Source organism: Xanthomonas sp. SS (assembly GCF_014236835.1).
Classification (GTDB): Bacteria; Pseudomonadota; Gammaproteobacteria; order Xanthomonadales; family Xanthomonadaceae; genus Xanthomonas_A.
Genome location: NZ_CP051190.1, coordinates 3,396,345 through 3,423,072, shown reverse-complemented (window position 1 = coordinate 3,423,072; position 26,728 = coordinate 3,396,345). Strand labels below are relative to the sequence as shown.

Sequence of the window (26,728 nt, the reverse complement as noted above, 5' to 3'; positions counted from 1 at the left end):
CGGCCACAATGCGGCACGCACTTCTGGGAGGGAGATGCATGCAACGGGACCTGCCCGTCTTCGCCACGCACGTGGTCGACAACCAGCCGCCGCCGTTCGAGCCGCGCGACCTGTGGCGCGACGATGCGGTGCTGCGCGCCGCGGTCGCGCGCGAGGGTGGCGAGGCGTTCGCCGCGCAGCTGGCGCAGTACGGCGCGCTCGCCGGCGACACGCTGTACCGGCTCGGCTTCGATGCCAATCGCGACCGCCCGCGGCTGCGCACGCACGACCGCTACGGCCAGCGCATCGACACGGTCGAATTCCATCCGGCCTACCACCAGCTGCTGGATGCGGCCAAGGCCCACGGTGTGGCCGGTCTGTCCTGGCACACGCCGCAGCCGGGCGCGCATGTGGCGCGGGCGGCGCTGAGCTACCTGCATCACCAGGCCGAGGCCGGCACCAGCTGTCCGTTGACGATGACCCATGCCGCGGTCGCGGTGCTGCGCCAGGAACCGGCGCTGCGCGACTGGGCGGACAAGGCCGCCGCGCCGCACTACGACCCGCGCGACGTGCCGATCGCCGACAAGGCCGGCATCACCCTGGGCATGGGCATGACCGAGAAGCAGGGCGGCTCGGACGTGCGCAGCAACGCCACCGTCGCCACGCCGCTGGGCGCCGACGGCGAGTACGCGCTGGTCGGGCACAAGTGGTTCTTCTCCGCGCCGATGTCCGATGGCTTCCTGGTGCTGGCGCAGGCGCCGGGCGGGCTGAGTTGCTTCCTGCTGCCGCGGCGCCTGCCCGACGGCCGGCTCAACGCGCTGCGGCTGATGCGCTTGAAGGACAAGCTCGGCGACTGGTCCAACGCCTCCAGCGAAGTCGAATTCGCCGGCGCCTGGGCGCAGCGCATCGGCGCGGAAGGGCGCGGCGTGGCGCGCATCATCGGCATGGTGATGCTGACCCGGCTGGACTGCATGCTCGCCGCCGCCGCGCAGATGCGCATGGCGCTGGCGCAGGCGCTGCATCACGCGCGTCACCGCGTGGCGTTCGGCAAGCGCCTGGTCGAGCAGCCGCTGATGCGCAACGTGCTCGCCGACCTGGCGATCGAGTCCGAGGCCGCCACCGCGTTCGCCATGCGCGTGGCGCGCGCGGTGGATGCGGCCGAGCGCGATCCGGCCGAGGCCGCATTCGCGCGTATCGCCACCGCGCTGGGAAAGTATTGGCTGTGCAAGCGCGCGCCGGCCTTCGTCAACGAAGCGCAGGAATGCCTGGGCGGTGCGGGTTATGTCGAGGAATCGATGTTGCCGCGACTGTACCGGCAGGCGCCGCTGAATTCGATCTGGGAAGGCAGCGGCAACATCCAGTGCCTGGACGTGCTGCGTGCGCTGGCGCGCGAGCCGGCCAGCGCGGCGGCGCTGCTGGCCGAGTTGGAGACCGCGGCGGGTGCGAACGCGGACTACGACACCGCGCTGGACGCACTGCGCGCGCCGCTGGCCGGCAATGGCGAGGTGGACGAATACGCCGCGCGCCGCATCAGCGAGTGCATTGCGCTGGCATTGCAGGCGGCGCTGCTGTTGCGCAGCGCCAGTCCCGCTGCCGAGGCGTTCGTGCGCAGTCGCCTGGCCGGCGCACACGGGCTGGCGTTCGGGACGCTGGACGCGGATGTGCCAGTGGAAGAGCTGTTGGCGCGGGTGTTGCCCTGACTGGTGGGTGAGACAGCGGGCGCCGTACCCTCACCCCAACCCCTCTTCCGGCGGGAGAGGGGCTAGTCGGCTGTTCCTTCTCCCCTCGGGAGAAGGTGCCCCGCAGGGGCGGATGAGGGTACGGGCGCAGCCTCGTGCACCCAAACTTCGCGAGACGCTTCGCGCCGCACACTCACCCCAACCCCTCTCCCGAGGGGAGAGGGGCTAGCGGCTGTTCCTTCTCCCTTCGGGAGAAGGTGCCCCGCAGGGGCGGATGAGGGTACGGGCCAGCCTCGTGCACTCAAACTCCGCGAGTCGCTTCGCGCCGGACCCTCACCCCAACCCCTCTCCCGATGGGAGAGGGGCTAGTCGCTGTTCCTTCTCCCATCGGGAGAAGGTGCCCCGCAGGGGCGGATGAGGGTACGGGCCAGCCTCGTGCACTCAAACTCCGCGAGTCGCTTCGCGCCGTACCCTCACCCCAACCCCTCTCCCGGTGGGAGAGGGGCTAGCGGCTGTTCCTTCTCCCTGCGGACCATGGCCCCCTTTCGGGAGAAGGTGCCCCGAAGGGGCGGATGAGGGTCTGGTCAGCCAGTACGGCTAATGCCGCGTCCCGCGCTTGCCGCCGCCCTTGGCCTGGGTCGCCTCCACCGACAGGGTGAAGCTGCGTTCCTCGCCGTCCAGCATCGCGCCGACGCCGACCAGTTGGCGCTTGATTTCCTCGCCGCGGCCGTTGCGGATCGTCACCACCACCGTGTACTCCCACGCGGTGCCGTCGGCAGGATGCTGGATGGTGCCCTGCACGCGCAGCGGCACCGTCGCGGTCGCCGCCGATTGCTGCAGCACCGCCGAGTCGAAGCGCAGGTGGTGTTTGCAGGCCGGGCAGACGCTGGCGCTTTCCAGGATCGTTGCCTTGCAGTGGGGACAGGTCCGGGTCGCCCCCGGAGTGCCGGGACGCGGCGTGCTCATGCGCCGGCGTCGGGCTCCGTGGTCGGCTTGCCACCCTTGCGGCCCTTGTCGTCTTCCCAGCCGAAGTCGGCCTGGCCGCGCATCCGCGCGCCGGAGGCCACGGTCAGCGAGCCGGCCTTGACGTCGCCAATCAGCGCGCCGGAGGCCAGCAACTCCACCTGCGAGGCCGATTCGATGTTGCCTTCCAGCTCGCCGGCGATGATCACCTTGTTGGCGCGCACGCCGCCGCTGAGCTTGGCCCCGGTTTCGATGGTCAGGTCGCCCTGCACGTTGACGTCGCCCTTGAACTTGCCGGCGATGCGGATGTGGCCGGTGCCTTCGATCTTGCCTTCGATGGTGATGTCGGCAGCGATCAGCGACTCCTTTGCCGCCGGCGCTGCGGCGCGTACGGGGAGGGGAGCGGCCGCGGCGACGCTGACCGCGGATTCACCGAGCGCCGGTTCGGTGACCGGCCGTGGCTCGGGCACTGCGGTGCCGCCGGGCGCGCCAGGCAGCGGCAGGCCATCCTTGCGCGGGGTACCCTGATCTTTCCAGATGGACATGCGAAGACGTCTCCAGTCGGGGGAAACCGGACTATCGCCGCTCTACCGCTCAGGTTTTGTGACAACCATCGCTAAAGCGCGCTTCGTACGCCGCGAGCGGATCCACGGCCTGCAGCGCGATCGAATGGGACGCTTTGCCGTATCCGGCGGTCTGGGCGGCAGGCACCCAGGCGCAGCGCGCCTTCCGCCTTCTCATTGGGACGCGATTGGCCTCAGCCCATCCCGTCCAGCGCCGGATCGAACTGCTGCACCTGGTTGCGGCCGCTGCGCTTGGCCCGGTACAGCGCCGCATCGGCCTTGCGCAGCAGGGTGGTGGCGACCACGCCGTCACGCGAATAGCTGGCCAGCCCGATCGAGAGCGTTACGCCCGGCAGCGCCTTGCCGTCCAGCGTGGTGCTCATCTGCTGTGCGGCGCTGCGGATCTGCTCGGCGATCGCCAGCGCCGCCTCCGCGCCGGTTTCCGGCAGGATCACGGTGAATTCCTCGCCGCCGTAGCGGCAGGCGATGTCCTCGCCGCGCAGCCGCGAGGCGAGCATCTGTCCGACCGCGGCGAGCAGGCTGTCGCCGCCGCCATGGCCGTGCAGGTCGTTGAAGTGCTTGAAGTGGTCCACGTCCAGCATCAGCAGCGACAGCGGCACCGAGCGGCGTGCGCAGCGCGCCAGTTCGTGGTTCAGCGACTCCTCCAGGTAGCGGCGGTTGAACAGGCCGGTGAGCGGGTCGCGGATCGACTGCATGCGCAGCGATTCGCGCAGGCGCAGGTTGCTCAGCGCCAACGACAGCTGCTCGGCGGCAGCCTCGGCGATGGCGATGCGCGGCAGCGGCCCGGGGCCGGGACCGGCCAGGAACACGAAGCCCAGCTGCGTGCCCTGCGCGGACAGCGGAATGCAGGCGCTGCTGGCACCGACCGCCTGCGGATCGTCGAGCAGATGCGCGCACGCCGAGTCGTGGCGCAGCGCGTGCACGAAGTGCGCCTTATCGCGACGCAGCGCCCAGCATTCCTCCGGCGCCACCGCCGGTTCGCTGCGCACCGGCGCCTGGCCCCAGGCGACGATGGATTCGGCGCGATCGCGCGACGCGCGCAGCAGGTACACGCTGCCGCCGGCGTCGGGCATCAGCGCGGCGAGCATGCGCGCGGTCACCTCCAGCGCTTCCTTGGGATCCACGCAGCTCTGCAGCAGACCGGTGTAGCGGCTGAGCGCATTGAGATCGGCGCTGGTGCGCTCCAGGTCGCGGATACTGGCGGCCAGCTTTTCGTTGGCGACCGAGGCGGCCTGCTCGGCGTTGCTGCGGCTGCGCAATTCGCGGAACAGCAACGCGTAGACCACGCCCACGCTGCCCAGGCCGAACGGAATCCCGGCCAGGGCCAGTGCGAGCAGCAGATCGGAACTGCGCTGGTTGGAACGGTCGCGGCTTTGCAGCAGTTGTTGCTCCAGCTCGGTCATCTGCTGCACGTGGTCGCGGATCGCGCTGGAATCCTTGAACACGCTCGGCGCCATCGCGCGTTGCAGCGCGTCCAATCCGTCGCGCTGGTAGATCTCGAGCATCTGCTGCATCTGCGTCAGCCGCGCCTGCACCAGGCGCTGCAGGATGTCCAGGTTCGCGATCTGTACCGGGTTGTCGACCACCAGGCCGCGCAGCTGCGCCAGATGCCGCGGCACGCGTTCGGCGCTGTCGCGGTAGTTGCTGAGGTAGGCCTGGTTGCCGGTGAGTTCGTAGCCGCGCGCCGCGGTTTCGGCCAGCAGCAGGGTCGATTGCACTTCGTCGATGCTGCGCAGCACCTGGTGGGTGTGGGCCACGCGCGCCGCATCGGAGATCGAACGCTGTGCGCCGGAAAACACCCCGAACCCGATCGAGACGAAGACCAGGGCGGAGAACAGAAGCGCTAGGCGGGTTCTGATCCGCACGCGTTGGAACGTCGACATGGGGGAATTGTAACCAGGGACCGGATCGGCAGAACCCTCGCGTGCAAAAGGTGGCGTAGGTCACGCCACGGCGCGGCCGGGTTGCGACATCGGCGCAGCAACGCCGGTTTTACTGGGGACGTGGCGGCGCGGTTCGTGGCGCCGCCACGCTACCCGCCGCACTCGTGCGCAGTGCGCGAGTGCGGCGGGCGAGTGCGATCAATGCTTCTCTTTGTCGCCGTTGTGCGGATCTTCGTTGGCGTTCTCGCGCGCCTTGTCGGCGAGCTTCTGCGCCGCGCTGGCGGTGGCCTCGCTGGCGTCGGCCGCGGCTTCCTTGGCAGCGGCCGAGGCATCCTGCACCGCCTCGGAGTTGGCGGCGCGGTGCGCCGCGTCGCGGGCGTCGGTGGCGATTTCGTGGCCGGTCTGCGCGGCCTGGTCGGCAGCTTCCTTGGCTGCTTCGCCGGTCTGCTCCGCAGCCACCTTGGCGTCGCGCTGCGCTTGCTGCGCTTCCGGGCCTTGGCAGGCGGCCAGCGCCAGGGCGCCCAGCAGGGCCACTGCCACGATCGGGGTCTTGTTCATGCGCGTTCTCCATTGCGGGTTGATGCGGCGCAGCCTAGGCGGGCGCGCATGCAGCCGGTGTCAATGCCGACGATCGCCACCGGCTCGCGTTCAGGAACTTCGCCGGCGCAGCCGATGCTGGCGCAGCAGGTCCCAGGTCCACAAACCCAGCGCCAGCGCCGCGCTGAGTGGGACCGGGATCGACTGGGCCATGCTGGGGGTCAGGAAGGCCAGCCAGAGAATGGTGCTGTTCGGGCGGTAGGCGCGCCCGCTTCGCCGCCATAGCCGCACCATCGACAAGAACAACGCGATGGTGGCGATGACGCCGCCGGCCAGCTGCTGTCCGGGAATCTCGCTCACGCCCAGGCCGACGCCGGCCAGCAGCGGAACGAACGACCAGCGTAGCCAGTGCGGTGCCGGCGAGCGAGTGTCCGACTCCGCTTCGCCCTGCCAGCGCAGCAGCGTGCCGGCGAGCAGCCACGCGGCCCACAGCGCCACGATCGCCAAGGCGGCCAGGCCGCTGCGTGCCAGCGCGAAGGTCATCGGCACCGGATCCGGCGACCAGGTGCTGGCGGCGCTCGCCAGCAGCACCACACTGGCCACCAGCAGCGCGGTGACGGCGCAACGCAGCAGGCCGACCGAGAGCCGCGCCCGGGTCAGGTAGCCGGCCTCGCTGGCGCTCATCCAGAAATCGATCTGTTGCGGGTCCACCGGTGCGGGCAGGGTGTGCAGACGGCCCTGATCCAGGCGCAGCAGCAATCGGCGCAGCGCCAGCGGCCGCCCCGGCATCAGGCTCGCCCACAGCGCCTGCGGCAGCGCAAACGGACGCGTCAGCTGGCGCATCAGCGCGGGCACCCGATATTCGTCGGCGGTGGCGGGATACACCCGCCGAGCCAATGCCTCGGCGTTTGCCGGCTGCATTTCCCAGGCCAGGTGCAGGCGCTCCTGCAGCATCGGCAAGGCCTGCGCCGCGGGGCCGGCGGCGATGTCGTCCAGGCCGAAGAAGCCGAGCAGGATCGCGAAATTGTCGCGCTGGATTGGTGGCAGTCGCTGCTGCAATCGATGGCTCAACAGCCAGCCGACCTGCGCCTTGTCGCGTAGCGACCACAGCGCAGGTTGACCTTCCAGCCACTGCTGCAGCGCCTGCGGCTCGGCGCGCGTGGCCACGGCGAGGAGATCGTCGCACAGCGCTTCGGGGTCGCACGGCGGCGGCGTAGCCGCGTCGACCTGCGGCGCTGGCGTCGGCGGGTGCTGCGTCGGGTGTGGGGCGTCACCCTCGGTCTCGGGGCGTGGCCGGTGGCTGTCGAGGAAATCGCCGTGCGTGGCGGACGCCGCTGCCGGCGTCGGCTGCGCGTCGCGGCGATCGTCGCCATCGCCATCGTTGGCGGCAAGGTTGCCAGCAACGGTCGCGGTCTGCGCAGCTGCACGAGCAGTGTTGTCTTCAACCTCTTCGATATCCTCGTCGGCATGGGTATCGGCATCGGCATCGTCGCCGCGCGTTCGCGCCCAGGCCAGCGCGGCCTGGTACGCCGCGTGCAGTTGCTGGAAACCTTCCGGGTCGGTATCCGGGCGATGCTGGCGCAGCAGCTTGGCGTAGCTGCGCTTGATTGCGGTTTCGTCGGCATCCGGCGGCAGTTGCAGCCACCGCAACGCCCAGTTCAAGCGCGACGCTCCAGTGCGTCCAGCGCCTCGCCGAGCTGTCGGCGATGGTCGTCGATCAGGCGCAGGTCCTGGGTGTCGAGCGCGCCGCGGAAGGCGACGATCCAGGCCTGGATCTGTTCGCGCAGGTCCAGGCATTCCTCGTACATGCGTTCGGCGCGCGCCAGTAGGCTCAGGTTGTCCTGCTGTTCGCGCGGATGGATCTTCAGCGCCTGCAACGCGGCCAGCCGTTCGCGGATCTGCTCGGCGCCGAGCAGGCCGGGATTCTGCTCCAGGATCAGTTCGTGCTTGAGGCCGCTGTGGTGCTCGGTCACTTCCACCTGCAGCAGGCCGTTGTTGTCGTAGGTGAAGCGGGTGGTGACGCCTTTCTCGGCAGGGGGCAGGTGTTGGGGCAGCGGCACCCGCAGTTCGCCGAGCTTGATGTTCTTGGCCACCAGCGGACTCTCGCCCTGGTAGACGTCGATCACCAGGTGTTCCTGTTCGTCGTGGACCGGATAGAAGCTGTCCTCGCGGCTGATCGGCACGGTGCTGTTGCGCTGGATGATCGGATGGAACAGGCCGGTGCGCAGCTGGCCGTGCGCGTCGCGCGCGGCGACTTCGGTACCGAGCGTATACGGGCACACGTCGGTGAGGATCACCTCTTCCAGCGCGGCATTGCGCGCCTTCATCCCGGCCGCCACCGCCGCGCCCAGCGCCACCGCCTGGTCGGGATTGATGTGGCGCATCGGCAGCCGTCCGAACATGCGCGTGACCAGCTTGGCGACCAGCGGCATCCGCGTCGCGCCGCCGACCAGCACGATCTCGTCCAGCTGCGCCGGCTGCAGCCGCGCATCGCGCATCGCCCGTTCCAGTGGCGCGCGCATGCGCTGCACCAGCGGTTCGGCCATGCGGTTGAAGCGTTCCTCGTGCAGCGTCCAGTGCAGGGCCTGGCCGGCCACGCCGATCTGCACGGTCGCTTCCTGGCCGTTGGACAGCGCGCGCTTGGCCGCTTCCAGCCGCCGCCGCAGCTGGCCGCTCTCCTGCACGCTCAGCGCCTGCGGCGCGAGCGCATGGTCGGCCAGGAAGGCCTGCAGCAGCAGTTCCAGGAAATCCTCGCCGCCGAGGAAGTTGTCGCCGGCGCTGGCGTGGACCTCGATGACGCCTTCGAACATCTCCAGGATCGACACGTCGAAGGTGCCGCCGCCCAGGTCCAGCACCAGGAAGCGGCCATGGCCCTGGCGTTCCTGCAGGCCGTAGGCGAGGGCGGCCGCGGTGGGTTCGTTGATCAGCCGCTCGACGCGGATGCCGGCCAGTTCGCCGGCCGCGCGGGTGGCCTTGCGCTGGGCATCGGAGAAATACGCCGGCACGCTGATGACCGCTTCGTGCACTTTTTCGCCGAGCGCGGCTTCGGCATCGGCCAGCAACGAGCGCAGCACCATCGCCGACAGTTCTTCCGGGCGGAAGCGGTGCGCGCCCAGCACGGTCTCGCGGTCGCTGCCCATCCAGCGTTTGAACGCCGCCACGCTGCGCTGCGGGTGGCTGACCAGGCGTTCGCGCGCGGCCTGGCCGACCAGGATGCCGCTGTCGTCGACGCTGACCACCGACGGGGTCAGCAACTCGCCGAGCGCGTTGGGAAACAGGCGGCTGCCTTGCTCGAAGTAGGCGCCGATCAGGGAATGGGTGGTGCCGAGGTCGATACCGACGATCATTGGCAAGTCCGTTGCGAAAGGAAGGCGGCCTGGAGGTGGCAGCGCCGATGGCGCCGGTCAGGCGCTAGCGCTCGCCAATCATAGCGTCGGCCGAAAGCCTGGCGCAGCGGGCAGCACCGGTGTCGCGCATGCGCTTGGGCGAATCGCAGGCAAAGAAAAAGCCGCTGGCGAACCAGCGGCTTCTTCAGACGTGCCTGAAGCGAGAAGTTATTACTTCTTGGCTTCTTCGGCAGCGTCCTTGGCCTTGTCGGCGGTGTCGTCAGCAGCCTTGGCGGTGTCGGCAGCCTTGTCGGCAGCGGCATCGGTCGGGGCAGCGGCGGCGGCCTGCGAAGCGTCGGCAGCGGTGTTGGCAGCGGTAGCGGCCGTGTCGGCAGCAGCCTGGGCGGAATCGGCGGTGGCGGCACCGGCGGCCGAAGCCTGGTCGGCAGCAGCCTGCGCGTCGGTGGCGGCTTCGTTAGCCGAAGCAGCGGCGTCCTGCGCCTGCTCCTGCTTCGAGCATGCGGCCAGGGCCAGGCCCAGGGCCATTGCGATCAGCAGCTTGTTGATGCTCATGTGTGTCTATCCTCGTCGTTTAGTTAGGCAACGCGCTATTGCGCGCCCTCAACATGATGACAAGCCAAAGTCGGCTGTCAAGCGCACGCGCATTCATTTTTGTGTTTTAAGGGTTAATTCCAATCAAATCAATTCGATGGCGACCGCTGTCGCCTCGCCGCCGCCGATGCACAGGGTTGCGATTCCGCGGCGTCCGCCGCGCGTGCGCAACGCGTTTAGCAATGTCACCACCAGCCGCGCGCCGGATGCGCCGATCGGATGGCCGAGCGCGCAGGCGCCGCCGTTGACGTTGACCTTGGCCGGGTCCAGTCCCAGTTCCTTGATCGGCACCATCGGCACCACCGCGAACGCTTCGTTGATTTCGAACAGGTCGACCTGGTCCAGGCTCCAGCCGATCTGCTCGAGCAGCTTCTTGATCGCGCCGACCGGAGCGGTGGTGAACCATTCCGGCGCCTGCGAGAACGTCGTGTGGCCGGCGATCCGCGCCAGCGGCACCACGCCGCGGCGGGCCGCGTCGTCGGCGCTGAGCAGTACCGTGGCGGCGGCGCCGTCGGAGATGCTGGAGGAACTGGCGGCGGTGACCGTGCCGTCCTTCCTGAACGCCGGTTTCAGCGTGGGGATCTTGGCGATGTCGGACTTGCCCGGCTGCTCGTCGCTGGCGAACACCGCCTCGCCCTTGCGGGTGGCCACGCGCACCGGAACGATCTCCGCGTCGAAGGCGCCATCGCGCTGCGCGGCCTGCGCGCGCGTCACCGATTCGATCGCATAGGCGTCCTGGTCCTGGCGGCTGAAGCCGAACTTCTCCGCGGTGGCCTCGCCGAACACGCCCATGGCCTGGCCGTCGTCGGGGTTGGTCAGGCCGTCCCAGGCCATGTGGTCGACCGCCTGGAAGTTGCCGTAGCGGTTGCCGGTGCGCGAATTCGGCAGCAGGTGCGGGGCGTTGCTCATCGATTCCATGCCGCCGGCGACGACGATGCTGGCCGAGCCGGCCTTGATCAGGTCGTGGCCGAGCATGATCGCCTTCATGCCCGAGCCGCAGACCTTGTTGATCGTGGTGGCGCCGGTGGCGTCGGGCACGCCGGCGGCGCGCGCGGCCTGGCGCGCCGGCGCCTGGCCGAGGTTGGCCGGCAGCACACAGCCCATGATCACTTCCGACACGTCGGCGGCGGGAATGCCGGACTGCTCCAGCGCGGCGCGGATGGCCGCGGCGCCGAGTTCCGGCGTGGGCACGCCGTTGAACTGGCCCAGGAAGGCGCCGATGGCGGTGCGCTTGGCCGCGGCGATGACGATCTCGGTCATGGCAAACCCTTACGAAAGATTAGTCGCCGATTATCTGCCTCGGCGCCGCTTCTGCCAATCGCGGTGCGCGGGCGGGGATGGTGGCGGGGGCGGAATTCAGGTGTAGATTCGTATCGATTCAGGCCGCCCGTTTGCGGCCGCTAACGCAACATTGCCGGACGATTTGGCCGGCATGCTTATCTTCGGAGAGAGATCATGCGGAAGTTGATGGCCCGGTCGCTGCTGGCGACCGCACTGGCGATGGCGTTGACCTCGTGCGGCGGTGGCGGCGGTGGCGGGCTGACCCGCAGCGATCCGCCGCCGACCTCGCCGCCGCCGAGCTCACCCCCGCCACCGCCGCCGCCGACCTCTCCCCCCACCTCGCCGCCGACCTCGCCGCCACCGCCGCAGCCGGCGTTCGACGCGCATCTGGCGCTGACCAACACGCTGGCCGCGCACAACGCCGGCTACGACGGCAGCGGCTATCGCATCGGCGTGGTCGACACCGGCGTGAACCGCAACCACCCGGCGCTGGCCGGACGCGTGGTGTCCAACCTGATCTATGTCGATCCGGCCAAGAACAACGTCAACGTCGACGATGTCGACGGCCACGGCACAACGGTCGCGCAGCTGGCCGCCGGCAAGGCGGTGGGCGCGTGGCCCGGCGGCATCGCGCCCGGCGCGCAGATCGTGTCGGCGCGCATCATCAGCGACACCTCGCCCGACGACGACGGCAGCGGCGAAGGCAACCAGGCCAGCGGCGCGCTGGGCCTGGCCTCCGTCCACCAGGACCTGATCAACGCCGGGGTCAAGGTAATGAACAATTCCTGGGGCGGCATCTACTGGACCGACCCGACCGCGACCAACGCCATCGCCAACGAATACCGCCCGTTCGTGCTGAGCAATGGCGGGCTGGTGGTGTTCGCCGCCGGCAACGAAGCCAAGGCCGATCCGTCGGATGTCGCCGCGCTGCCCAGCCAGCCCGGCCCAGGCGGCAGCCGACCGGCGGCGGACCTGGAACGCGGCTGGCTGGTGGTGGCCGCGGTAGATGCGAGCACCGGGACCAAGCTGGAGTCGTATTCCAATGCCTGCGGCGTGGCCATGCATTACTGCCTGGTGGCCCCGGGCACGGAAGTGTTCGTCGATCCCAAGGCGACCACCGCCACCGCCAACCCGGACTACTACTACGGCAGCGGCACCTCGTACGCGGCGCCGTTGGTCTCCGGCGCCGCGGCGCTGGTGTGGCAGGCGTTTCCCTACTTCAGCAACGACCTGCTGCGGCAGACCCTGCTCGGCACCGCCACCGACCTCGGCACGCCCGGGGTGGATGCCACCTTCGGCTACGGCCTGCTCAACGTCGGCAAGGCGGTGCTGGGGCCGGCCAGGTTCGACTGGGGTGACGTCAGCGTCTCCTTCAGCGGCAACTCGACCTGGGCCAACGACATCGCCGGCAGCGGCGGCCTGATCAAGCAGGGCAGCGGCACCTTGACCCTGAGCGGTAGCCAGAACAGCTACAGCGGCACGACCCAGGTGCAGGCCGGCGCGCTCAGCGCGGCCAGCCTGGGCGGCTCCAACGTGGCGATCGGCAACGGCGCCACTTTCATCGGCACCGGGCCGCTGCGCGGCAACGTCAGCAATGCCGGCACCTTCCAGGTCGGTGCCGCGGCGCTGAGCCTGAATGGCAACTACGTGCAGGACAGCAATGGCCGGCTGGCGCTGCTGGTCGGCGACAAGCTCTCGGTGACCGGTACGGCGACGCTGCAGGGCGGCTCGCTGTACGTGCTCGGCAAGCGCGACTACGTGGTCAACAACACCGCCTACAAGGTGCTCGAAACCAGCGGCGGACTCAGCGGCACGTTCGCCTCGGTGACCACGCCGTCGAACGTGTTCCTGACCTCGTCGCTTGCCTACGACAGCACCAGCGCCTCGATCACCGTGCAGGCGCTGAGCGTCACCGCCACGGCGGCGAGTTTCGGCAGCATCACCGCGGCCACGCTCGCCTCCGCCACGCGGGTGGATGCGGCGTTCGCGCAGCTTGATTCGCAACTGAGCCGGGATCCGGCGACGGTCGATGCGTCGCTGCTGAAGGCGGCCGGCGCGGTGCAGCAATCGCCGAGCGCGGCCGCCGCGGCGGCGACGCTGCGCAGTCTGTCCGGCGAAGCGCATGCGGCCGCCACCGCGATGACCTTCGACAGCATCGATTTGCAACGGCGCGCGCTGTCCGGCCGCTTCGACAGCCTGGTCGCGCAACCGCGCGCGATCGGCGCGTGGAGCCAGCGCCTGGGCGACACCGGGCAGGGCAGTTTCGCCGGCAGCCAGTTCCAGCTCGACGGCTGGATGATGGGCCAGGACCTGCGCCTGGGCGAGCACGGTGTGGCCGGTTTCGCCTTCGGCGAGAGCCGCGCCGACGGTGGCGGCGACGGTGGCCTGGACCACAGCCGCGACCGCCAGGTGCAGGGCCAGGCCTATCTCGGTGCGGTTGGCGGCAATGCCTACGCGCTGGCGCAACTGGGCACCGGGCAGTACCGGCGCCAGCTCGACCGCAGCCTGCTGCTCGGCGATAGCGTCGCCGACGCATCCAGCCGCTACGCCGGACGCTTCCTGTCCAGCAGCGTCGAAGTCGGCTATCGCTTCGGGCGCGGCAAGGCGTCGCTGACCCCGTACGCCGGCGCCGACTACAGCCGCATCGACAGCGATGGCTTCCGCGAGCAGGGCGGCGACGGCTTCGGGCTGATGGCCGCGGCCGCGTCCTCTTCGCGCAGCCAGGCGTTGGCCGGTCTGCGTGCTAGCTATGGCGGGCGCGGCTGGTCGCTGCAGGGCTATGCCGAATGGCAGCAGACCCTGGCCGCGCAAGGACTGCAGCGCCAGGCCAGCTTCGTCGGCGTGGACGCGTGGGCGCCGCTGGTGGATCTGCAGCCGGCGCGTTCGGGCGGGTTGTTCGGCGCGAGCCTGGACCGGCGCTGGGGCAGCAGCGCGCTGGGCATCGGCTACGACCGGCGCTTCGGCCCGCGCGGCGACGATCATGCGATGTCGCTGCGGTATCGGTTGGGGTTCTGATGTAGCGCGGGCTTGGTGCGGCCCGCGCTTTATTCGCAGAGGAGGCTTCGGCCTTGACGCGCTGAGGTAGCGCCAGGTTTCCCGCTTCGCCTGTCGCGGCTGAAGCCGCTCCTACAGGGGCATTTGGCTGCCGATGGCGTGCCGGCTTTTGTGGGAGGGACTTCAGTCCCGACGCGCTGCGCGTCGGGAGTTCTGTTGTTGGCTCGCCTACTCGCCGCGCAGATGCCCCATCGAGCGCGGGGCGGTGCGGCCCAGCGGCAGCTTGAGCTTGCCGATGGCGTGCATGCGCGCTTCGGCGATGCGGTCGGCGGCCTGCTGCGGCGGGATGTTGTCGCGCTCGGACAGGTCGAAGATCTTGCCGAGGTTGTGGTACAGGCTGCGGATCAGGCGCATCGCGCGTTCGCGGTTGTAGCCGTCGATCTCCAGCGACACGTTCATCACTCCGCCAGCGTTGACCGCGTAATCCGGGGCGTAGAGGATGCCGCGGCGATGCAGTTCTTCGCCCACTGCGGCGTTGGCCAACTGGTTGTTGGCGGTGCCGCAGATGATCTTCGCCTTCAGCCGCGGCAGGGTGGCTTCGTCGATCGCGCTTTCCAGCGCGCATGGCGCCAGCACGTCGGCGGCCACGTCGTAGATCTCGTCCGGCTTGACCGCCTCGGCACCGTATTCGGCGACCGCGCGTTCCACCAGCGTCTGGTCCAGGTCGGTGACGTACAGCTTGGCGCCGCGCTCCTTCAGCAGCTTCACCAGCTCCATGCCGATGTGGCCCAGGCCCTGCACGGCGATGCTGGTCTTGCCGATCTCCTCGTGGCCGAGCTTGCGCTGCAGCGAAGCCATCAGCGCCTGCAGCGCGCCATAGGCGGTGAACGGGGCCGGATCGCCGGAGCCGCCGTGCACCTGGTGCACGCCGGTGACGTATTCGGTCTCCAGGTAGATCTGTTCCATGTCGTTGACGTCGGTGCCGACGTCCTCGGCGGTGATGTAGCGCCCGCCCAGCGAATCCACGTAGCGGCCGAAGGCGCGGAACAGGGCCTCGGCCTTGTCGGCCTTGGGATCGCCGATGATCACCGCCTTGCCGCCGCCGATGTTCAGCCCGGCCAGCGCGTTCTTGTAGGTCATGGTGCGGCTGAGCCGCAGCGCGTCGTGCAGCGCGGCCTCGGTGTTGGGATAGGGGCGCATGCGCACGCCGCCCAGCGCGGGGCCGAGCACGGTGTTGTGGATGGCGATGATCGCCTGCAGGCCCACGTCGCGGTTGTTGCAGAAGACGACTTGTTCGTGGCCGGTGGTGGCTAGCGTTTCGAAAAGCATGGGGGCTCCGCTGGCGTTGCAGGTGTAGGACACCTTGGTTCCAGGAACTTGCCTAGTGAGGGTGCGCAAAACGAAAAACGCGACGGGTTCCGGAACGGGTCCTGATCGTCGCGATAGGCGCATTTTAAAGCAATTGCCTGCGGACCGTGCACTCTGCGGGCGGACTCCGCAGACCCGCGCGGCATAGGCATCTCGGTGCCGGTTGCGACGCTCCGATGGCGCCGGGGCGCGGTGCGGAGGGCATCTTTCTCCACCCGACGCCGATCGCTGCGCCGTTCAGCGCGTGGCGGTCTCGTCGGCGAAGAGGGTGCTGGCCGCTTGCGGTCCGAGCAGGCGTTCGCGCAGTGCGCGGGTCTGCTGCACTTGCTGTTCCTGGTCGATGCGGTGCGGCGCGTCTGCCGCTTCGGCCTGCAGATAAGCGGCGTAACGATCGAACCAGGCGAGGATCTGACCCGCCTGCGCGGCGGGCATCGCGACCAGGTCGCGCGCCAGGCCCTGGCGCTGCGTCGCCACGGCCTGTGCATCCACTGCCGTCAGATGGCGATCCAGGTAGCGCCGCAACGTCGGATCCGGCAGCAGCCGGCCTTGCCGATCGAAGCTGGGTTCGTCGATGGTCGGGGAGGCGCTCGGCGCAGTCGGCGCGCTGGCGACGGGCGTGGCGATGCGTTTGCGCGCCGCGACCGTCTTTGCCGTGGCGTCGATGGCGTCGCCGAGTCCGCGGTGCGAGGCCGCATCGGTGGGGCGTTCGCGCCACGCGGCGACGCTGGCGATCGCCACCGCCAGCACGGTGATGGCGATCGCATAGGTGCCTGGCGGGACGCGCGACGGCATCGCTAGGACGCCATGCGCAGACAGCCCGCGCCACGGAAGGCTGGCGCCGACGACGACGGCTGGAACGCACGCGACAGCGAATGCCTGAACATGCGTTCTCTCGGGAGCCGGCGGGTGCCGTGGTTTGCGCACTATCGCAAAGCGCGATGAAGACGGTCACGACGCCACGCAGCATTGTGGCGGCGCGGACCATGCCGCGCCGCCAGGCCGCGGCCTAGCGATGTACCCAATAGCCGCCGTGGAAGCGGTAGGCCGGGCCGCGGTGCTCCCAGCGTGGGCCGACATAGACATAGCCCGGGCGTGCGGCCACGTAGCGGCCGGCGACCCAGACATGGCGGCGGCCGTTCCACTGCCAGTAGCCCGGCGCCCAGACGTAGCCCGGCCGCACCACCACGCGTTCGAAGCGCGGCGGCGGCGGTGCGGTCCGCACCGACAGTTCCACCACCGAGCGCGCCTGCGCGGGCGCGGCCAGCATGCCGCCGGCGAGCGCGCTGCCGAGCAGGGAGGCCAGCAACAAGGGACGAATGGACATGCGATTCTCCAGGGACATCGGCGGTGTGCCGACGTCAACGCAAACGCGGCAGGCGCCGCCGCTGTTGACGCATCGCGTTGCCGCATTCATGTCTCGGATAGCTAAGCTCGCCATGGCGTCCGGCGGCACCTCCATCGCCAGCGCGCCGATCGCCGCATGTTGCAGCGCAACCTGCCCACGCTGCGCTGCGCGCCTAGAATTGCGGCATTCTCTTGCCGATGTCTTCTCGATGAGCATTCCCGCGTCCCGCGTGCCGCTGCCGCAAGCCGACACCAGCCCGCTGCGCTTCGTCACCGCTGCCAGCCTGTTCGACGGCCACGATGCGGCGATCAACATCATGCGCCGGCTGATCCAGGCGCAGGGCGCGGAAGTGATCCATCTCGGCCACAACCGCAGCGTCGAGGACGTGGTGCGCGCGGCGTTGCAGGAGGACGCCGACGCGATCGCGCTGTCTTCCTACCAGGGTGGCCATGTCGAGTATTTCAAGTACATGGTGGACATGCTGCGCGAACGTGGCGCCGGCCATGTGCGGGTGTTCGGCGGCGGTGGCGGCACCATCACCCCGGAGGAGATCGCCGAGCTGCAGGCCTATGGCGTGGAGCGCATCTACCACCCCAACGACGGCATGAAGATGGGCCTGGTGGAGATGATCGAGGACGTGGTGGCGCGCGCTTCGCGCGCGCGGGAGTCGGGACTCGGAACTCGCGACCCGGAACAGGCCGGCGCGCTGTTGCCGCACATCGACGACGAGATCGGTATCGGCAAGGTGTTGTCGGCGCTCGAGGATGGCGCGTTCTCCGAGTCCGAGCTGGCCCTGCTGCGCAAGCAGTGGCAATCCGGCCTGCCCGGTACCTCCGAGTCCCGAGTCCCGGGTCCCGAGTCCCCCATGCGGCGCGCAGCGCCGGTGCTGGGCCTGACCGGCACCGGCGGCGCCGGCAAATCCTCGGTCACCGACGAATTGCTCAACCGCTTCCTGGCCGGCTTCCCGCAGATGCGCATCGCGGTGGTGTCGGTGGACCCGAGCCGGCGCCGCACCGGCGGCGCGCTGCTTGGCGACCGCATCCGCATGAACGCCTTGCGCAGCCCGCGCGTGTACATGCGCTCGATGGCCACGCGGCGCCAGCATGCGGCCACCAACCGGGTGCTGAAGGACTGCATCGCGTTCCTGAAAGGCATCGGCTACGACCTGGTGATCGTGGAGACCGCCGGTATCGGCCAGAGCGATTCGGAGATCGTCGACCTGGTCGATTTCCCGGTGTACGTGATGACCAGCGATTACGGCGCGCCGAGCCAGCTGGAGAAGATCGACATGCTCGACTTCGCCGAACTGGTGGTGCTGAACAAGTACGACCGGCGCGGCGCCGAGGACGCGCTGCGCGACGTGCGCAAGCAGTGGCGGCGCAACCGCGTCGCGTTCCAGCTCGAGGACGAGGCGGTGCCGGTGTATCCGACCATCGCCAGCCAGTTCAACGATCCCGGCATCAGCTGGATGTTCGTCAACCTGTGCCGGCTGTTGCGCGCGAAGCTGGGCCTTGAGGCATCCGGTCCCGAAGCCGAAACGACCGCCCGCCACGCCGCGCCTTCGCCGCATTGCGATTTCCAGCCGCAACTGGACACCACGCTGAAGGAGCCGCGCGCCACCGTGCTGATCCCCGGCGCGCGCGTGCGTTACCTGGCCGAGATCGCTGAACAGGGCCGCGCGCTCAACGCCGGCATCGAGCGCCAGGCCGAGGCCGCGGATCGCGCGCAATCGTTCTGGCAGTCGTTGCACGAACTGCAAGACCCGCAGTTGCCGAAGCAGCTGGAGCTTTATGCAGTCGAGGAATTGCAGCCGACCGCCCGCAGCGCGGACGCGCCCGCCATGGCCGGAGCCGCCGTCGATGCGACCTTGCTGCTGCTGCGCCAGCGCTACAACGATGCGCTGCAGACGCTGTCCAGCGAATCGCTGAAGTTGCTGCGCGAGTGGCCGCAGCGGCTGAAGTCGATCACCGACGAAGTCACCGAATACGAAGTGCGCGGCAAGGCGATCCGCGTGGAGAACTACCGCCAGTCGCTGAGCCACCAGCCGATCCCGAAGATCGCCGCGCCGCGTTACAAGAGCTGGGGCGAACTGCTGCGCTTCCTCGGCAAGGAGAACCTGCCCGGCAGCTATCCCTATACCGGCGGCGTCTATCCGTACCGGCGTGCCGGCGAAGACCCGATCCGCATGTTCGCCGGCGAGGGCACGCCGGAGCGCACCAACCGCCGCTTCCACTACCTGAGCGTGGGTCAGCCGGCCGCGCGCCTGTCCACCGCCTTCGACAGCGTCACCCTGTACGGCGAGGATCCGGCGCCGCGCCCGGACATCTACGGCAAGATCGGCAATTCCGGGGTGAATATTCCCACCCTGGACGACATGAAGAAGCTGTACTCCGGCTTCGACCTGTGCGCGCCGACCACCAGCGTGTCGATGACCATCAATGGCCCGGCGCCGATGATCCTGGCGATGTTCATGAACACCGCCATCGACCAGCAGGTGGAGAAATACCTCAAGGCCGATGCGCAGCGCTGGGCGCAGGCCGAGCAGACCCTGGAGACCTTGTTCGAGGGCCGGCAGCGGCCGCGCTATCACGGCGAACTGCCGCCCACCAACGACGGCCTGGGCCTGGCCCTGCTCGGGGTCAGCGGCGATCAATTGGTCGACGCGCAGACCTATGCGCAGATCAAGGCGCAGACCCTGTCCAGCGTGCGCGGCACGGTGCAGGCCGACATCCTCAAGGAGGACCAGGCGCAGAACACCTGCATCTTCAGCACCGAGTTCGCGCTGCGCATGATGGGCGACATCCAGCAGTATTTCGTCGAGCAGAAGGTGCGCAACTTCTATTCGGTGTCGATCTCCGGCTATCACATCGCCGAGGCCGGGGCGAACCCGATCAGCCAGCTCGCCTTCACCCTGAGCAACGGCTTCACCATCGTCGAGTACTACCTGGCGCGCGGCATGCGCATCGACGATTTCGCGCCCAACCTGAGCTTCTTCTTCAGCAACGGCATGGACCCGGAGTACACCGCGATCGGCCGCGTGGCGCGGCGCATCTGGGCGCGGGCCATGCGCGAGCGCTACGGCGGCAACGAACGCAGCCAGATGATGAAGTACCACATTCAGACGTCGGGCCGCTCGCTGCATGCGCAGGAGATCCAGTTCAACGACATCCGCACCACGCTGCAGGCGCTGTACGCGCTGTTCGACAACTGCAACAGCCTGCACACCAACGCCTACGACGAGGCGATCACCACGCCGACCGAGGAAAGCGTGCGCCGCGCGGTGGCGATCCAGATGATCATCAACAAGGAGCTGGGGCTGAATTTCTGCGAGAACCCGTGGCAGGGCAGCTTCATCGTCGAGCAGCTCACCGACCTGGTGGAGGAGGCGGTGTACAGCGAATTCGAGGCGATCAGCGAGCGCGGCGGCGTGCTCGGCGCGATGGACACCATGTACCAGCGCGGCAAGATCCAGGAAGAGAGTCTGTATTACGAGCACAAGAAGCACGACGGCAGCCTGCCGCTGGTCGGGGTCAATACCTTCCTGCCCAAGCAGCACGCCGGCGAGACCGCGACCCAGATCGAGCTGATCCGCTCCACCGAGGAGGAAAAGGGCCAGCAGATCGCCAACGTGCGCGACTGGCAGAAGCGCCGCAACGGCATTGCGCCGGCGCAGCCGCTGCCAGCGGAACCGGGCGAAGTTGCAGGCGCGCCTGTTCCCGGCGATGCGGCCGGCCTCGGCTACCTGCAGCGTGCCGCACGCGAGCGCCGCAATGTCTTCGCCGCGCTGATGCAGGCGGTGAAGACCCACAGCCTGGGGCAGATCAGCCACGCGCTGTACGAAGTGGGCGGGGAGTACCGGCGCAACATGTAGCCGCCGGCCACGCCGGCCACGCCGGCCGTGGCGCGTGCGCTGAGGGTGCCTGCAGCCATGATGTCTGCGTTTGCCACCGCGCAGCGCGTTGCCTGCGGCATGCGCCTGGCGCCATTGCGGTCGCGGCCTGGGGAGACGCATAGTTGCGCATCGACGACTGGGGGTGTGGCGGATGAAGATTTGGGGATCGCTACTGCTGCTGGCTTGCGCGGCGACCGCGCGGGCCGCGGCGCCGGCCGAGGACGGCACTGCGGGGCCGCTGTTCGACACGGTCGCCGCACTGGACCAGCGCCTGTTCGGCGCCTACAACCGCTGCGACATGGCGGCGTTCGAGCAACTGTTCGTGCCCGACGTGGAGTTCTATCACGACACTGGCGGGGCAAGCTGGGACCGCAAGACCGTGGTGGACAACACGCGCAAGTGGATCTGCGGCAAGGTGCGCCGCGAATTGGTGGACGGCACGCTGCGGGTCTACCCGGTCAAGGACTTCGGTGCGATCGAGGAAGGCGAGCATCGCTTCTGCGAACTGGCCAGCGGGCATTGCGAGGGCATTGCCAAGTTCGTGATGGTGTGGCGTCAGGACCAGGACGGCTGGAAGCTGACGCGGGTGCTCAGCTACGGGCATCGCGCGGCGGCTGCGCCGGCGCCCTGAGCGTGCAGGGCGCCGGCGCCGCGCAGTCGCTGCGGCTTCGCGTGCAGGCCGGCGCCGCCGTTCAAGCAGGAATCTGCGCGCCATGCTTGAATGGCGTGGCGCGCCTGGCCATGGCTGCGCTTCCAGCCGGGTGGGGGATCTGGCGACCTTGCGGATGCCGATGATGGTGCCGTCGATTTGGATTGCAGGCGTTGCCGTCGTCTTGCTGCTGGGCATCGGCGGCTGGATGTGGCGCCGTGGGCGCCCGCGCGGATCTGTGGTGCCGATCGCCGTTGCGCGAACAGTCGCGGCGTCTGCGCACCGTGCCACCGCCGAAGACGCCGTCACGGATGCGGCGATCGCGGCGGAGCCGGGGCAGGGCGTGGCCGCAACTGCCGCCGAACTTTCCGCAGAGCAGGAATCCGCGCTGTTGCTGCGCCTGTACGCGCTGGCGTTCGCCGGCGTGCCTGCGCCCGAACCGAGCGCGGCGTCGCGTGCCGGGCAGGCCGAGATCGCCGCGGCGGCGGTCGCGGTCCTGGCGCGCATCGATGCGCATCCGCGCTATACGCCGCGCCGCCCGCAGCTGTTGCCGCAGCTGACCCGCGCAATCAACGATCCCGATGTGGGCGCCCAGGCCATCGCCGCGATTCTCGGCCAGGATCCGGCGCTGGCCGGCAACCTGCTGCGCATCGCCAACAGTGCCGTGTACCGCCGCCACGCCGAGCCGATCGAGAGCCTCGAGCGCGCGGTGGCGTTGCTCGGCACCGAAGGCCTGCGCCAGATCGTGCTGGCCGCGCTGCTGCAGCCGGTCATCGCCGACGACGGCAGCGCGTTCGGCCGCTGCGCGGCGCTGCTGTGGGAGCACACCTTGCTGTCGGCCAAGGCCACGGCGCGCCATGCCGAGGATGCAACGCGTGAGGATCCCGCGGCGGCGCAGCTGCTGGCGCTGTTGTATGGGTTGGGCACGGTCGCGGTGGTGCAGGTGGTACGCGATGCGTATGCCAGGCATGCCGCAGTGCGGCCAGATCCCGACGTGGTCGCCGGCTTACTGGAGAACTGGACTGGGCCGTGCGCGAAGGCCATCTCTGCCGATTGGGGACTATCCGAGCGAGTGCAGAAAGCGCTGGAGCAAACCGGGGCTCCAGCACTGCATGGCGGCAGTGCATTGGCGCGATCGCTGCGCAGTACGCGCGCATTGGTGGCTGCCGACCTGTTGGCTGCGCGTGATCGGCAGCACGATGTGACAGGGGCGGACGATTGATCGACGGCCAAACGTGATCATGGCAATAGCGTAAGCGCTGAGCCAATTGCGGACGCGGCGGCCTTGATGCGTCTTGCGAGGATGTATGCCGACGCTTTGAATTGCCGTGCCCGGACATGCGGCAAGTGTTGGATAGCGGCCGGCACGGCCGCACAGATCGCCGTTTCCTTTGATGAGAGGAGTTGCACCAATGGAAAGTACGCTGTGGGTGCCGATCATTGCAGGCGGATTCGGCCTGATGACCTTGCACATCAACAAAAGAAACAAGGTGTCTGAATTCAGACAGGCCTGGATCGATGCGATGCGCGAGGAACTCTCCTTGTTCTGCGGAGCAGCACGCACGCTTGGATCCTTGTTGGACCAGGGCCAGGGGACGGCGGCCAGCCGCAAGGTCATCGCCGACTGGGTGCGCGATGTGGACACGCATAACCAGAACGTGGAAGAGAACGGGTATTCAAACTTGAGGGTGGATGCGGAAGAGCGAAGGAAATATTTGCTGACGCTGACCGAACTCGAGGGAGCCATCGTGACTAAGCTGGACACGTATCTGGATGTGTGCAGGAAGAACCATTACAAGATCACGTTGCGCTTGAATCTCGCTGCCGAGGGCGATAACGGCACCGATCCGCTGCACCAGCAGATGGACGCGCAGCTCCAGTCGATCCTCGCCGGCCTCGGTCGTGGTTTGCAGGACGAGCCGTTCTCCTACGACCAGTTGCTGCAGAACATCGACGCCTTGCTCAAGACCTCAAGCCGCATGCTCAAACAGGAATGGGAGCGAGTGAAGGCGGGAGACCTGTTCCACGCACTGCGGGCCAAGTACCGGCGACTCGGTCTGTCGTCCTTCGATGTAATGCGTGATGGATAGTCAACTCTGCAGGACTGGCGTAAGTCAGCAAGGCCTCGATGCGCCCAGGCGGCCTGCGGGTCGATTGCCTCCGCGTTCCCGGCCTCTACCGCACTTTGATGCAGGTCGAAGCGCTGCGAACACCGGGTAAGGTTCCAGACTTTGTGGCCGCCGCACTTCGACGGCCAATTGCACCTGTCCCATCTGGCGCCATTGCCGCTGCGCCCAGAAAACGCAGCGGCGCCATCGGCCTTAATGCGCTGCCGCGCGGCTCAGCGCAGCGGCACGTCCGCGACCTTGTCCTGGTAATCGCGCTTGGGGTCGATGCCGAACAGCACCTTGATGCCGGCCACCAGGCTGGAACCGTTGAGCCAGATCTGCGCGTGGTCCGGATCCAGGCGCAGCAGCGCCAGCTTGGGATCGTCCTTGCCTTGCTCGTACCAGGCGTCGATGAAGCCGTTCCACAGGCGCTCGATCACTGCCTGGTCGTTGTCCACGCTGAGCGTGCCGCTGATGCTGGCAAACAGGTCGTGGTCCTTGGCGCTGAACGCGGCGATGACCCGCTGGCTCTGGGTCAGCTTCTGCACCAGGGCGTTGTCCTTGGAGGTGAAGAACCAGATCGGACCGCCGCGGTCGCCTTCGAATTGCGCCGTCATCGGCCGTGCATGGCCATCTTCCACGCCGTCCAGGCCGAGCATCACCGTGCGGTCGGATTTGAGCGCTTTCCAGAATTTCTCTTCCAGTTCCTGCGGGCTGGCCATGCGGGTCTCCGATAGGGCGTGAATGCCTGCCGGCACTGTGCATTGGCGCGCGCAGGCGGGTCGTGACGGAGGCGTCGACGGGGCGTGTAGGCGCCGTCCGTTGCCTGCGTCCGTGCAGCGTCCCGGCCACGCAAGTTGTTCCCTGGGGCACAGCTATGGACGCCGCTTCGGTGCCACACTGCAAGTCCTATCGTTGGTCAAGGAGTGCGTCGCGATGGCATCGCTGGATCTGTATCTACCGCAGTTGTTGCAATTCGAAGGGGGCTTCGTCGACGATCCGTCCGATCCCGGCGGCGCCACCAACCGCGGCATCACCCTGGCGACGTTCCAGCGCTATGCGCAGCCGTTGCTCGGCGAGCAGCCGACGCTGGACGCACTGCGCGCGCTGACCCCGGAGCAGGCCGGCGTCATCTATCGGACTGCCTACTGGGACAAGCTGGACGGCGATCAGATCGCCTCGCAACTGTTGGCCGAGATCCTGTTCGATTTCTACGTCAATGCCGGGACCGAGGCGGTGCTGCTGCTGCAGCGGGTCCTGCTGCAGCTGGGAGCGACAGGCCTGGCCACGGACGGGGAAATGGGGCCTGTCACGCTGGCGGCGTTGCAGGCGGCCGACCAGGCGCAGGTCTATGCGGCGTATCGCCAGGGCCGGATCGATTACTACGACCGGTTGGCGCAGGAGCGCCCGGCCGACGACAAATTCCTGAAGGGTTGGCTGGCACGCGCGGATTGGTTCCCGGCGACGTTGCCGTCCACATCCACCGCTGCCGCGCCGGCCACCGGCGTCGCCTGAGTCGCAACAGGAGGCGATGACGCCTGCCGCTGCGCATGGCCGGCGACACTGGGGCTGCGCGCAGTGGCGGGAGCCGGTACGCGACCGGTTCCGCCGGCGCCGCTCAGGTGCCGCTGTCGGGCGTCTTCGCTTCGGCGTCCGCTGCGGCCTTGGCCGCCTCGCGGGCTTCGCGCTTGCGCGCGTCCTTCTCGTCCTGCTGTTTCTTCTTGGCGATTTCGCGCTGACGTTTTTCGAAGGAATAGTTGGGCTTTGCCAAGTGGATGCCTGCCGTATGAGAGATGGGGCTCCCAGTGTAACCCCTGCGTGCCGGGGTGGTGGCGGGCCGTATGGACAGGCCACGCGCGCGGCGTGGCCTGTCCGGGTCCGGGAGTACGGCCCTCCCGGGCCTGGGCTTACGGACTCAGGTAGGGCTGGATGCTGGAATACACGTCGGAAAGGCGCGAGTAGTAGTCCGGGTCGCTGGGCGCGCTGCAGTACGAGGTGCCGCCGTACAGGCCGCCGCGCAGCTGGTAGGCGCCGCTGCTGTTGACGGTGAACAGGCCGGAGCCGGAGGAACCGCCTTCGGTGACGCCGGTGTTCCAGACCACCTTGTACAGCGGCGACTTGCCGTCGATCGACGACGACAGCGCGGTGACGCTGCCCAGCGAGTACTTCTTCACGTCGCCGGCGGGGTGGTGGATGCCCTCGATCGCGGTGCCGGTGGAACCGATCGCCGAACTGCTCCAGCCGGCATAGAAGGCGCCGCTGGGCGGGGCGGTCTTCAGTTCCAGCAGCGAGGTGTCGCGGGTGGTGTTGGCGTGGCGCAGGTAGGCGCCGCCGCTGAGCGTGGTGTAGGACGAGCTGACCGTGGAGCCGTTGCAGGTGGTCGCGTCGTAGAACCAGTAGGTCTGCAGGGTGTTGGCCACGGTCTGGGTGCTGATGCAGTGCGCCGCGGTCCAGAACAGGTACTTCTTCGGCGAGTTGCTGTTGTTGAGCAGGGTGCCGGTGCACAGGTAGGAGCCGCTGCTGGTGCTGAACACCATGCGCGCCACCGACTTGGCGGCCGAGGTGAAGCCGCTGCTGGGGCTGGCGCGGCAGACGATGTCGCGCTCGCACGAATCGCTCTCGCCGATCATCGGCCGCATCATTTCCTCGCTGGCGACGGGATTGATGTCCATGTGCGAGATCTGCGGGATCTTCAGCGCGAAGCCCTGCGGGTACTGGCCGGCCGGCAGTTCGATCTCCACCACCAGGCGCGAGCCGGACACCGCCGCGGACCAGCCTGGCTCGCTGCCGGCGAAATCGGCGCCGCTCTGTTCGAACACGCGGCCGTCGTCGCCGGCGAAGCGCAGCGTGGCCTTGCTCGGGTCGCCCGGCTGAGCGCCGCTGCCGCTGAGCTGCAATGCCGCGCGCAGCGCCGCCGCATCGGTGGAGACGATCTCGAAGCTGGTGACCTGCGCGCCGTTGGGCAGGCTTTGCCAGTTGAGCCGGCGCAGGTTGATCGCCGGCTTGGCGATGTCGCGCGAGAAGCCGATCTGCAGCGGCTGGCCATGCTTGACCTGCTGGCCGCGCAGTTGCTTCATCGTCGCGGCCTGGGCGCTGTCGGGAGCGCCGAGTTCGATGACCCGCGGCGCATGCGCGCTGCCGATGGCGAAGCTGCGCAGTTCGGCGCCGCCGAGCGCGGCGGCACTGGCGCTGGTTTCGACGGGAGCGGAGTCCATCTCGGCCGCGGGGGGATTGGCGGCCATGGCGACGGGGGAAAGGCCGGAGATGCCGGCGAGCAAGGCCAGGTACAACGCGTGCTTGCGATTCATGGATCTTCCTTCTTCTAGAAGACGACAGGACCATCCGGCAGGGGACCGGATGCCGTTGCACCCACTTCCAAGGTGCATGCCGAGGCTACGGGCGCCGACTCGGCGATTGCGTGCGCGACGTCACGCGTACGTGGCCGATTTCGTAGACAGGTGCGTCGTTGCGATGCGCCGTCGCACGCGTCTACAACCGGTGTCAGCGCTGGCGTGCGCGCGCCAAAGG

The 26,728-nt window shown here is 68.6% G+C and carries 21 protein-coding genes; 7 read left to right on the top strand and 14 right to left on the bottom strand.

Annotated features, from left to right (window positions below; all coding sequences use genetic code 11):
• The first annotated feature begins 23 nt into the window (after positions 1-23).
• Positions 24-1,679, top strand: coding sequence for an acyl-CoA dehydrogenase family protein (locus tag HEP74_RS14175; RefSeq protein ID WP_524540798.1), 1,656 nt, complete (start codon positions 24-26; stop codon positions 1,677-1,679).
• Between the two features lie 576 nt (positions 1,680-2,255).
• On the opposite strand, the gene HEP74_RS14170 is transcribed toward HEP74_RS14175, so the two are convergent.
• The 8 genes from HEP74_RS14170 to HEP74_RS14135 all read right to left on the bottom strand — a co-directional run bounded on the left by HEP74_RS14170 (position 2,256) and on the right by HEP74_RS14135 (position 10,823).
• Positions 2,256-2,624, bottom strand: a complete 369-nt coding sequence (locus tag HEP74_RS14170; protein WP_184411379.1) for a hypothetical protein — start codon at positions 2,622-2,624, stop codon at positions 2,256-2,258.
• Complete coding sequence (locus HEP74_RS14165; RefSeq protein ID WP_185813422.1) at positions 2,621-3,166, bottom strand: bactofilin family protein; 546 nt, start codon at positions 3,164-3,166, stop codon at positions 2,621-2,623. The genes HEP74_RS14170 and HEP74_RS14165 overlap by 4 nt, the downstream gene beginning before the upstream one ends.
• Before the next feature lie 212 nt (positions 3,167-3,378).
• On the bottom strand, positions 3,379-5,088 hold the full coding sequence (locus HEP74_RS14160) for a diguanylate cyclase (RefSeq protein WP_185813421.1): 1,710 nt from the start codon (positions 5,086-5,088) through the stop codon (positions 3,379-3,381).
• 198 nt (positions 5,089-5,286) lie between these two features.
• Complete coding sequence (locus HEP74_RS14155; RefSeq protein ID WP_185813420.1) at positions 5,287-5,646, bottom strand: hypothetical protein; 360 nt, start codon at positions 5,644-5,646, stop codon at positions 5,287-5,289.
• A gap of 90 nt (positions 5,647-5,736) precedes the next feature.
• On the bottom strand, positions 5,737-7,287 hold the full coding sequence (locus tag HEP74_RS14150) for a J domain-containing protein (protein ID WP_185813419.1): 1,551 nt from the start codon (positions 7,285-7,287) through the stop codon (positions 5,737-5,739).
• A complete protein-coding gene (locus tag HEP74_RS14145; protein WP_185813418.1) occupies positions 7,284-8,972 on the bottom strand; it encodes a molecular chaperone HscC in 1,689 nt (562 codons plus the stop codon). The genes HEP74_RS14150 and HEP74_RS14145 overlap by 4 nt, the downstream gene beginning before the upstream one ends.
• Positions 8,973-9,182: 210 nt before the next feature.
• Positions 9,183-9,524 (bottom strand): hypothetical protein, encoded by a 342-nt coding sequence (locus HEP74_RS14140; RefSeq protein WP_145701049.1) that lies wholly within the window; start codon positions 9,522-9,524, stop codon positions 9,183-9,185.
• Positions 9,525-9,647: 123 nt separating this feature from the next.
• Positions 9,648-10,823: a thiolase family protein gene (locus HEP74_RS14135; RefSeq protein WP_185813417.1), complete on the bottom strand. Its 1,176-nt coding sequence runs from the start codon at positions 10,821-10,823 to the stop codon at positions 9,648-9,650.
• 195 nt (positions 10,824-11,018) lie between these two features.
• On the opposite strand from HEP74_RS14135, the gene HEP74_RS14130 reads away from it, so the two are divergent.
• A complete protein-coding gene (locus tag HEP74_RS14130) occupies positions 11,019-13,859 on the top strand; it encodes an autotransporter serine protease (protein WP_524540741.1) in 2,841 nt (946 codons plus the stop codon).
• 207 nt (positions 13,860-14,066) lie between these two features.
• Here the strand turns inward: HEP74_RS14130 and HEP74_RS14125 are convergent, their stop codons facing one another.
• The 3 genes from HEP74_RS14125 to HEP74_RS14115 form a co-directional block, all read right to left on the bottom strand.
• Positions 14,067-15,167, bottom strand: coding sequence for a Glu/Leu/Phe/Val family dehydrogenase (locus HEP74_RS14125; protein ID WP_185813416.1), 1,101 nt, complete (start codon positions 15,165-15,167; stop codon positions 14,067-14,069).
• Between the two features lie 276 nt (positions 15,168-15,443).
• On the bottom strand, positions 15,444-15,998 hold the full coding sequence (locus tag HEP74_RS14120) for a hypothetical protein (RefSeq protein ID WP_185813415.1): 555 nt from the start codon (positions 15,996-15,998) through the stop codon (positions 15,444-15,446).
• 214 nt (positions 15,999-16,212) lie between these two features.
• Positions 16,213-16,530 (bottom strand): YXWGXW repeat-containing protein, encoded by a 318-nt coding sequence (locus tag HEP74_RS14115; RefSeq protein WP_185813414.1) that lies wholly within the window; start codon positions 16,528-16,530, stop codon positions 16,213-16,215.
• A gap of 229 nt (positions 16,531-16,759) precedes the next feature.
• Here HEP74_RS14115 and HEP74_RS14110 point away from each other — a divergent pair, with 229 nt between their 5' ends.
• From HEP74_RS14110 to HEP74_RS14095, 4 genes are all read left to right on the top strand, one after another.
• Complete coding sequence (locus tag HEP74_RS14110) at positions 16,760-20,422, top strand: methylmalonyl-CoA mutase family protein (RefSeq protein ID WP_185813413.1); 3,663 nt, start codon at positions 16,760-16,762, stop codon at positions 20,420-20,422.
• A gap of 172 nt (positions 20,423-20,594) precedes the next feature.
• Positions 20,595-21,074, top strand: a complete 480-nt coding sequence (locus HEP74_RS14105; protein ID WP_185813412.1) for a nuclear transport factor 2 family protein — start codon at positions 20,595-20,597, stop codon at positions 21,072-21,074.
• Positions 21,075-21,435: 361 nt separating this feature from the next.
• A complete protein-coding gene (locus tag HEP74_RS14100) occupies positions 21,436-22,314 on the top strand; it encodes an HDOD domain-containing protein (RefSeq protein ID WP_255427755.1) in 879 nt (292 codons plus the stop codon).
• 190 nt (positions 22,315-22,504) lie between these two features.
• Positions 22,505-23,182: a hypothetical protein gene (locus tag HEP74_RS14095; RefSeq protein WP_185813411.1), complete on the top strand. Its 678-nt coding sequence runs from the start codon at positions 22,505-22,507 to the stop codon at positions 23,180-23,182.
• A 251-nt stretch (positions 23,183-23,433) separates the two neighbouring features.
• Here the strand turns inward: HEP74_RS14095 and HEP74_RS14090 are convergent, their stop codons facing one another.
• Positions 23,434-23,922, bottom strand: coding sequence for a pyridoxamine 5'-phosphate oxidase family protein (locus HEP74_RS14090; protein WP_179563712.1), 489 nt, complete (start codon positions 23,920-23,922; stop codon positions 23,434-23,436).
• A 214-nt stretch (positions 23,923-24,136) separates the two neighbouring features.
• Between HEP74_RS14090 and HEP74_RS14085 the strand changes: the two genes are divergently transcribed.
• Positions 24,137-24,715, top strand: coding sequence for a glycoside hydrolase family 108 protein (locus HEP74_RS14085; RefSeq protein WP_185813410.1), 579 nt, complete (start codon positions 24,137-24,139; stop codon positions 24,713-24,715).
• 103 nt (positions 24,716-24,818) lie between these two features.
• On the opposite strand, the gene HEP74_RS14080 is transcribed toward HEP74_RS14085, so the two are convergent.
• Together HEP74_RS14080 and HEP74_RS14075 are read right to left on the bottom strand one after the other, a co-directional pair.
• A complete protein-coding gene (locus HEP74_RS14080; RefSeq protein WP_179563714.1) occupies positions 24,819-24,971 on the bottom strand; it encodes a hypothetical protein in 153 nt (50 codons plus the stop codon).
• 136 nt (positions 24,972-25,107) lie between these two features.
• Positions 25,108-26,508, bottom strand: coding sequence for a trypsin-like serine peptidase (locus HEP74_RS14075; RefSeq protein ID WP_185813409.1), 1,401 nt, complete (start codon positions 26,506-26,508; stop codon positions 25,108-25,110).
• Positions 26,509-26,728: the final 220 nt, after the last annotated feature.

Bases quoted from the DNA above. Each gene is read 5' to 3' on its own strand.
- HEP74_RS14110 (WP_185813413.1), top strand. From the start codon at position 16,760: ATGAGCATTCCCGCGTCCCGCGTGCCGCTGCCGCAAGCCGACACCAGC.
- HEP74_RS14085 (WP_185813410.1), top strand. From the start codon at position 24,137: ATGGCATCGCTGGATCTGTATCTACCGCAGTTGTTGCAATTCGAAGGG.
- HEP74_RS14075 (WP_185813409.1), bottom strand. From the start codon at position 26,508: ATGAATCGCAAGCACGCGTTGTACCTGGCCTTGCTCGCCGGCATCTCC.
- HEP74_RS14160 (WP_185813421.1), bottom strand. From the start codon at position 5,088: ATGTCGACGTTCCAACGCGTGCGGATCAGAACCCGCCTAGCGCTTCTG.
- HEP74_RS14135 (WP_185813417.1), bottom strand. From the start codon at position 10,823: ATGACCGAGATCGTCATCGCCGCGGCCAAGCGCACCGCCATCGGCGCC.
- HEP74_RS14140 (WP_145701049.1), bottom strand. From the start codon at position 9,524: ATGAGCATCAACAAGCTGCTGATCGCAATGGCCCTGGGCCTGGCCCTG.
- HEP74_RS14115 (WP_185813414.1), bottom strand. From the start codon at position 16,530: ATGTCCATTCGTCCCTTGTTGCTGGCCTCCCTGCTCGGCAGCGCGCTC.
- HEP74_RS14145 (WP_185813418.1), bottom strand. From the start codon at position 8,972: ATGATCGTCGGTATCGACCTCGGCACCACCCATTCCCTGATCGGCGCC.
- HEP74_RS14170 (WP_184411379.1), bottom strand. From the start codon at position 2,624: ATGAGCACGCCGCGTCCCGGCACTCCGGGGGCGACCCGGACCTGTCCC.
- HEP74_RS14090 (WP_179563712.1), bottom strand. From the start codon at position 23,922: ATGGCCAGCCCGCAGGAACTGGAAGAGAAATTCTGGAAAGCGCTCAAA.
- HEP74_RS14165 (WP_185813422.1), bottom strand. From the start codon at position 3,166: ATGTCCATCTGGAAAGATCAGGGTACCCCGCGCAAGGATGGCCTGCCG.
- HEP74_RS14125 (WP_185813416.1), bottom strand. From the start codon at position 15,167: ATGCTTTTCGAAACGCTAGCCACCACCGGCCACGAACAAGTCGTCTTC.
- HEP74_RS14155 (WP_185813420.1), bottom strand. From the start codon at position 5,646: ATGAACAAGACCCCGATCGTGGCAGTGGCCCTGCTGGGCGCCCTGGCG.
- HEP74_RS14120 (WP_185813415.1), bottom strand. From the start codon at position 15,998: ATGCCGTCGCGCGTCCCGCCAGGCACCTATGCGATCGCCATCACCGTG.
- HEP74_RS14130 (WP_524540741.1), top strand. From the start codon at position 11,019: ATGCGGAAGTTGATGGCCCGGTCGCTGCTGGCGACCGCACTGGCGATG.
- HEP74_RS14095 (WP_185813411.1), top strand. From the start codon at position 22,505: ATGGAAAGTACGCTGTGGGTGCCGATCATTGCAGGCGGATTCGGCCTG.
- HEP74_RS14105 (WP_185813412.1), top strand. From the start codon at position 20,595: ATGAAGATTTGGGGATCGCTACTGCTGCTGGCTTGCGCGGCGACCGCG.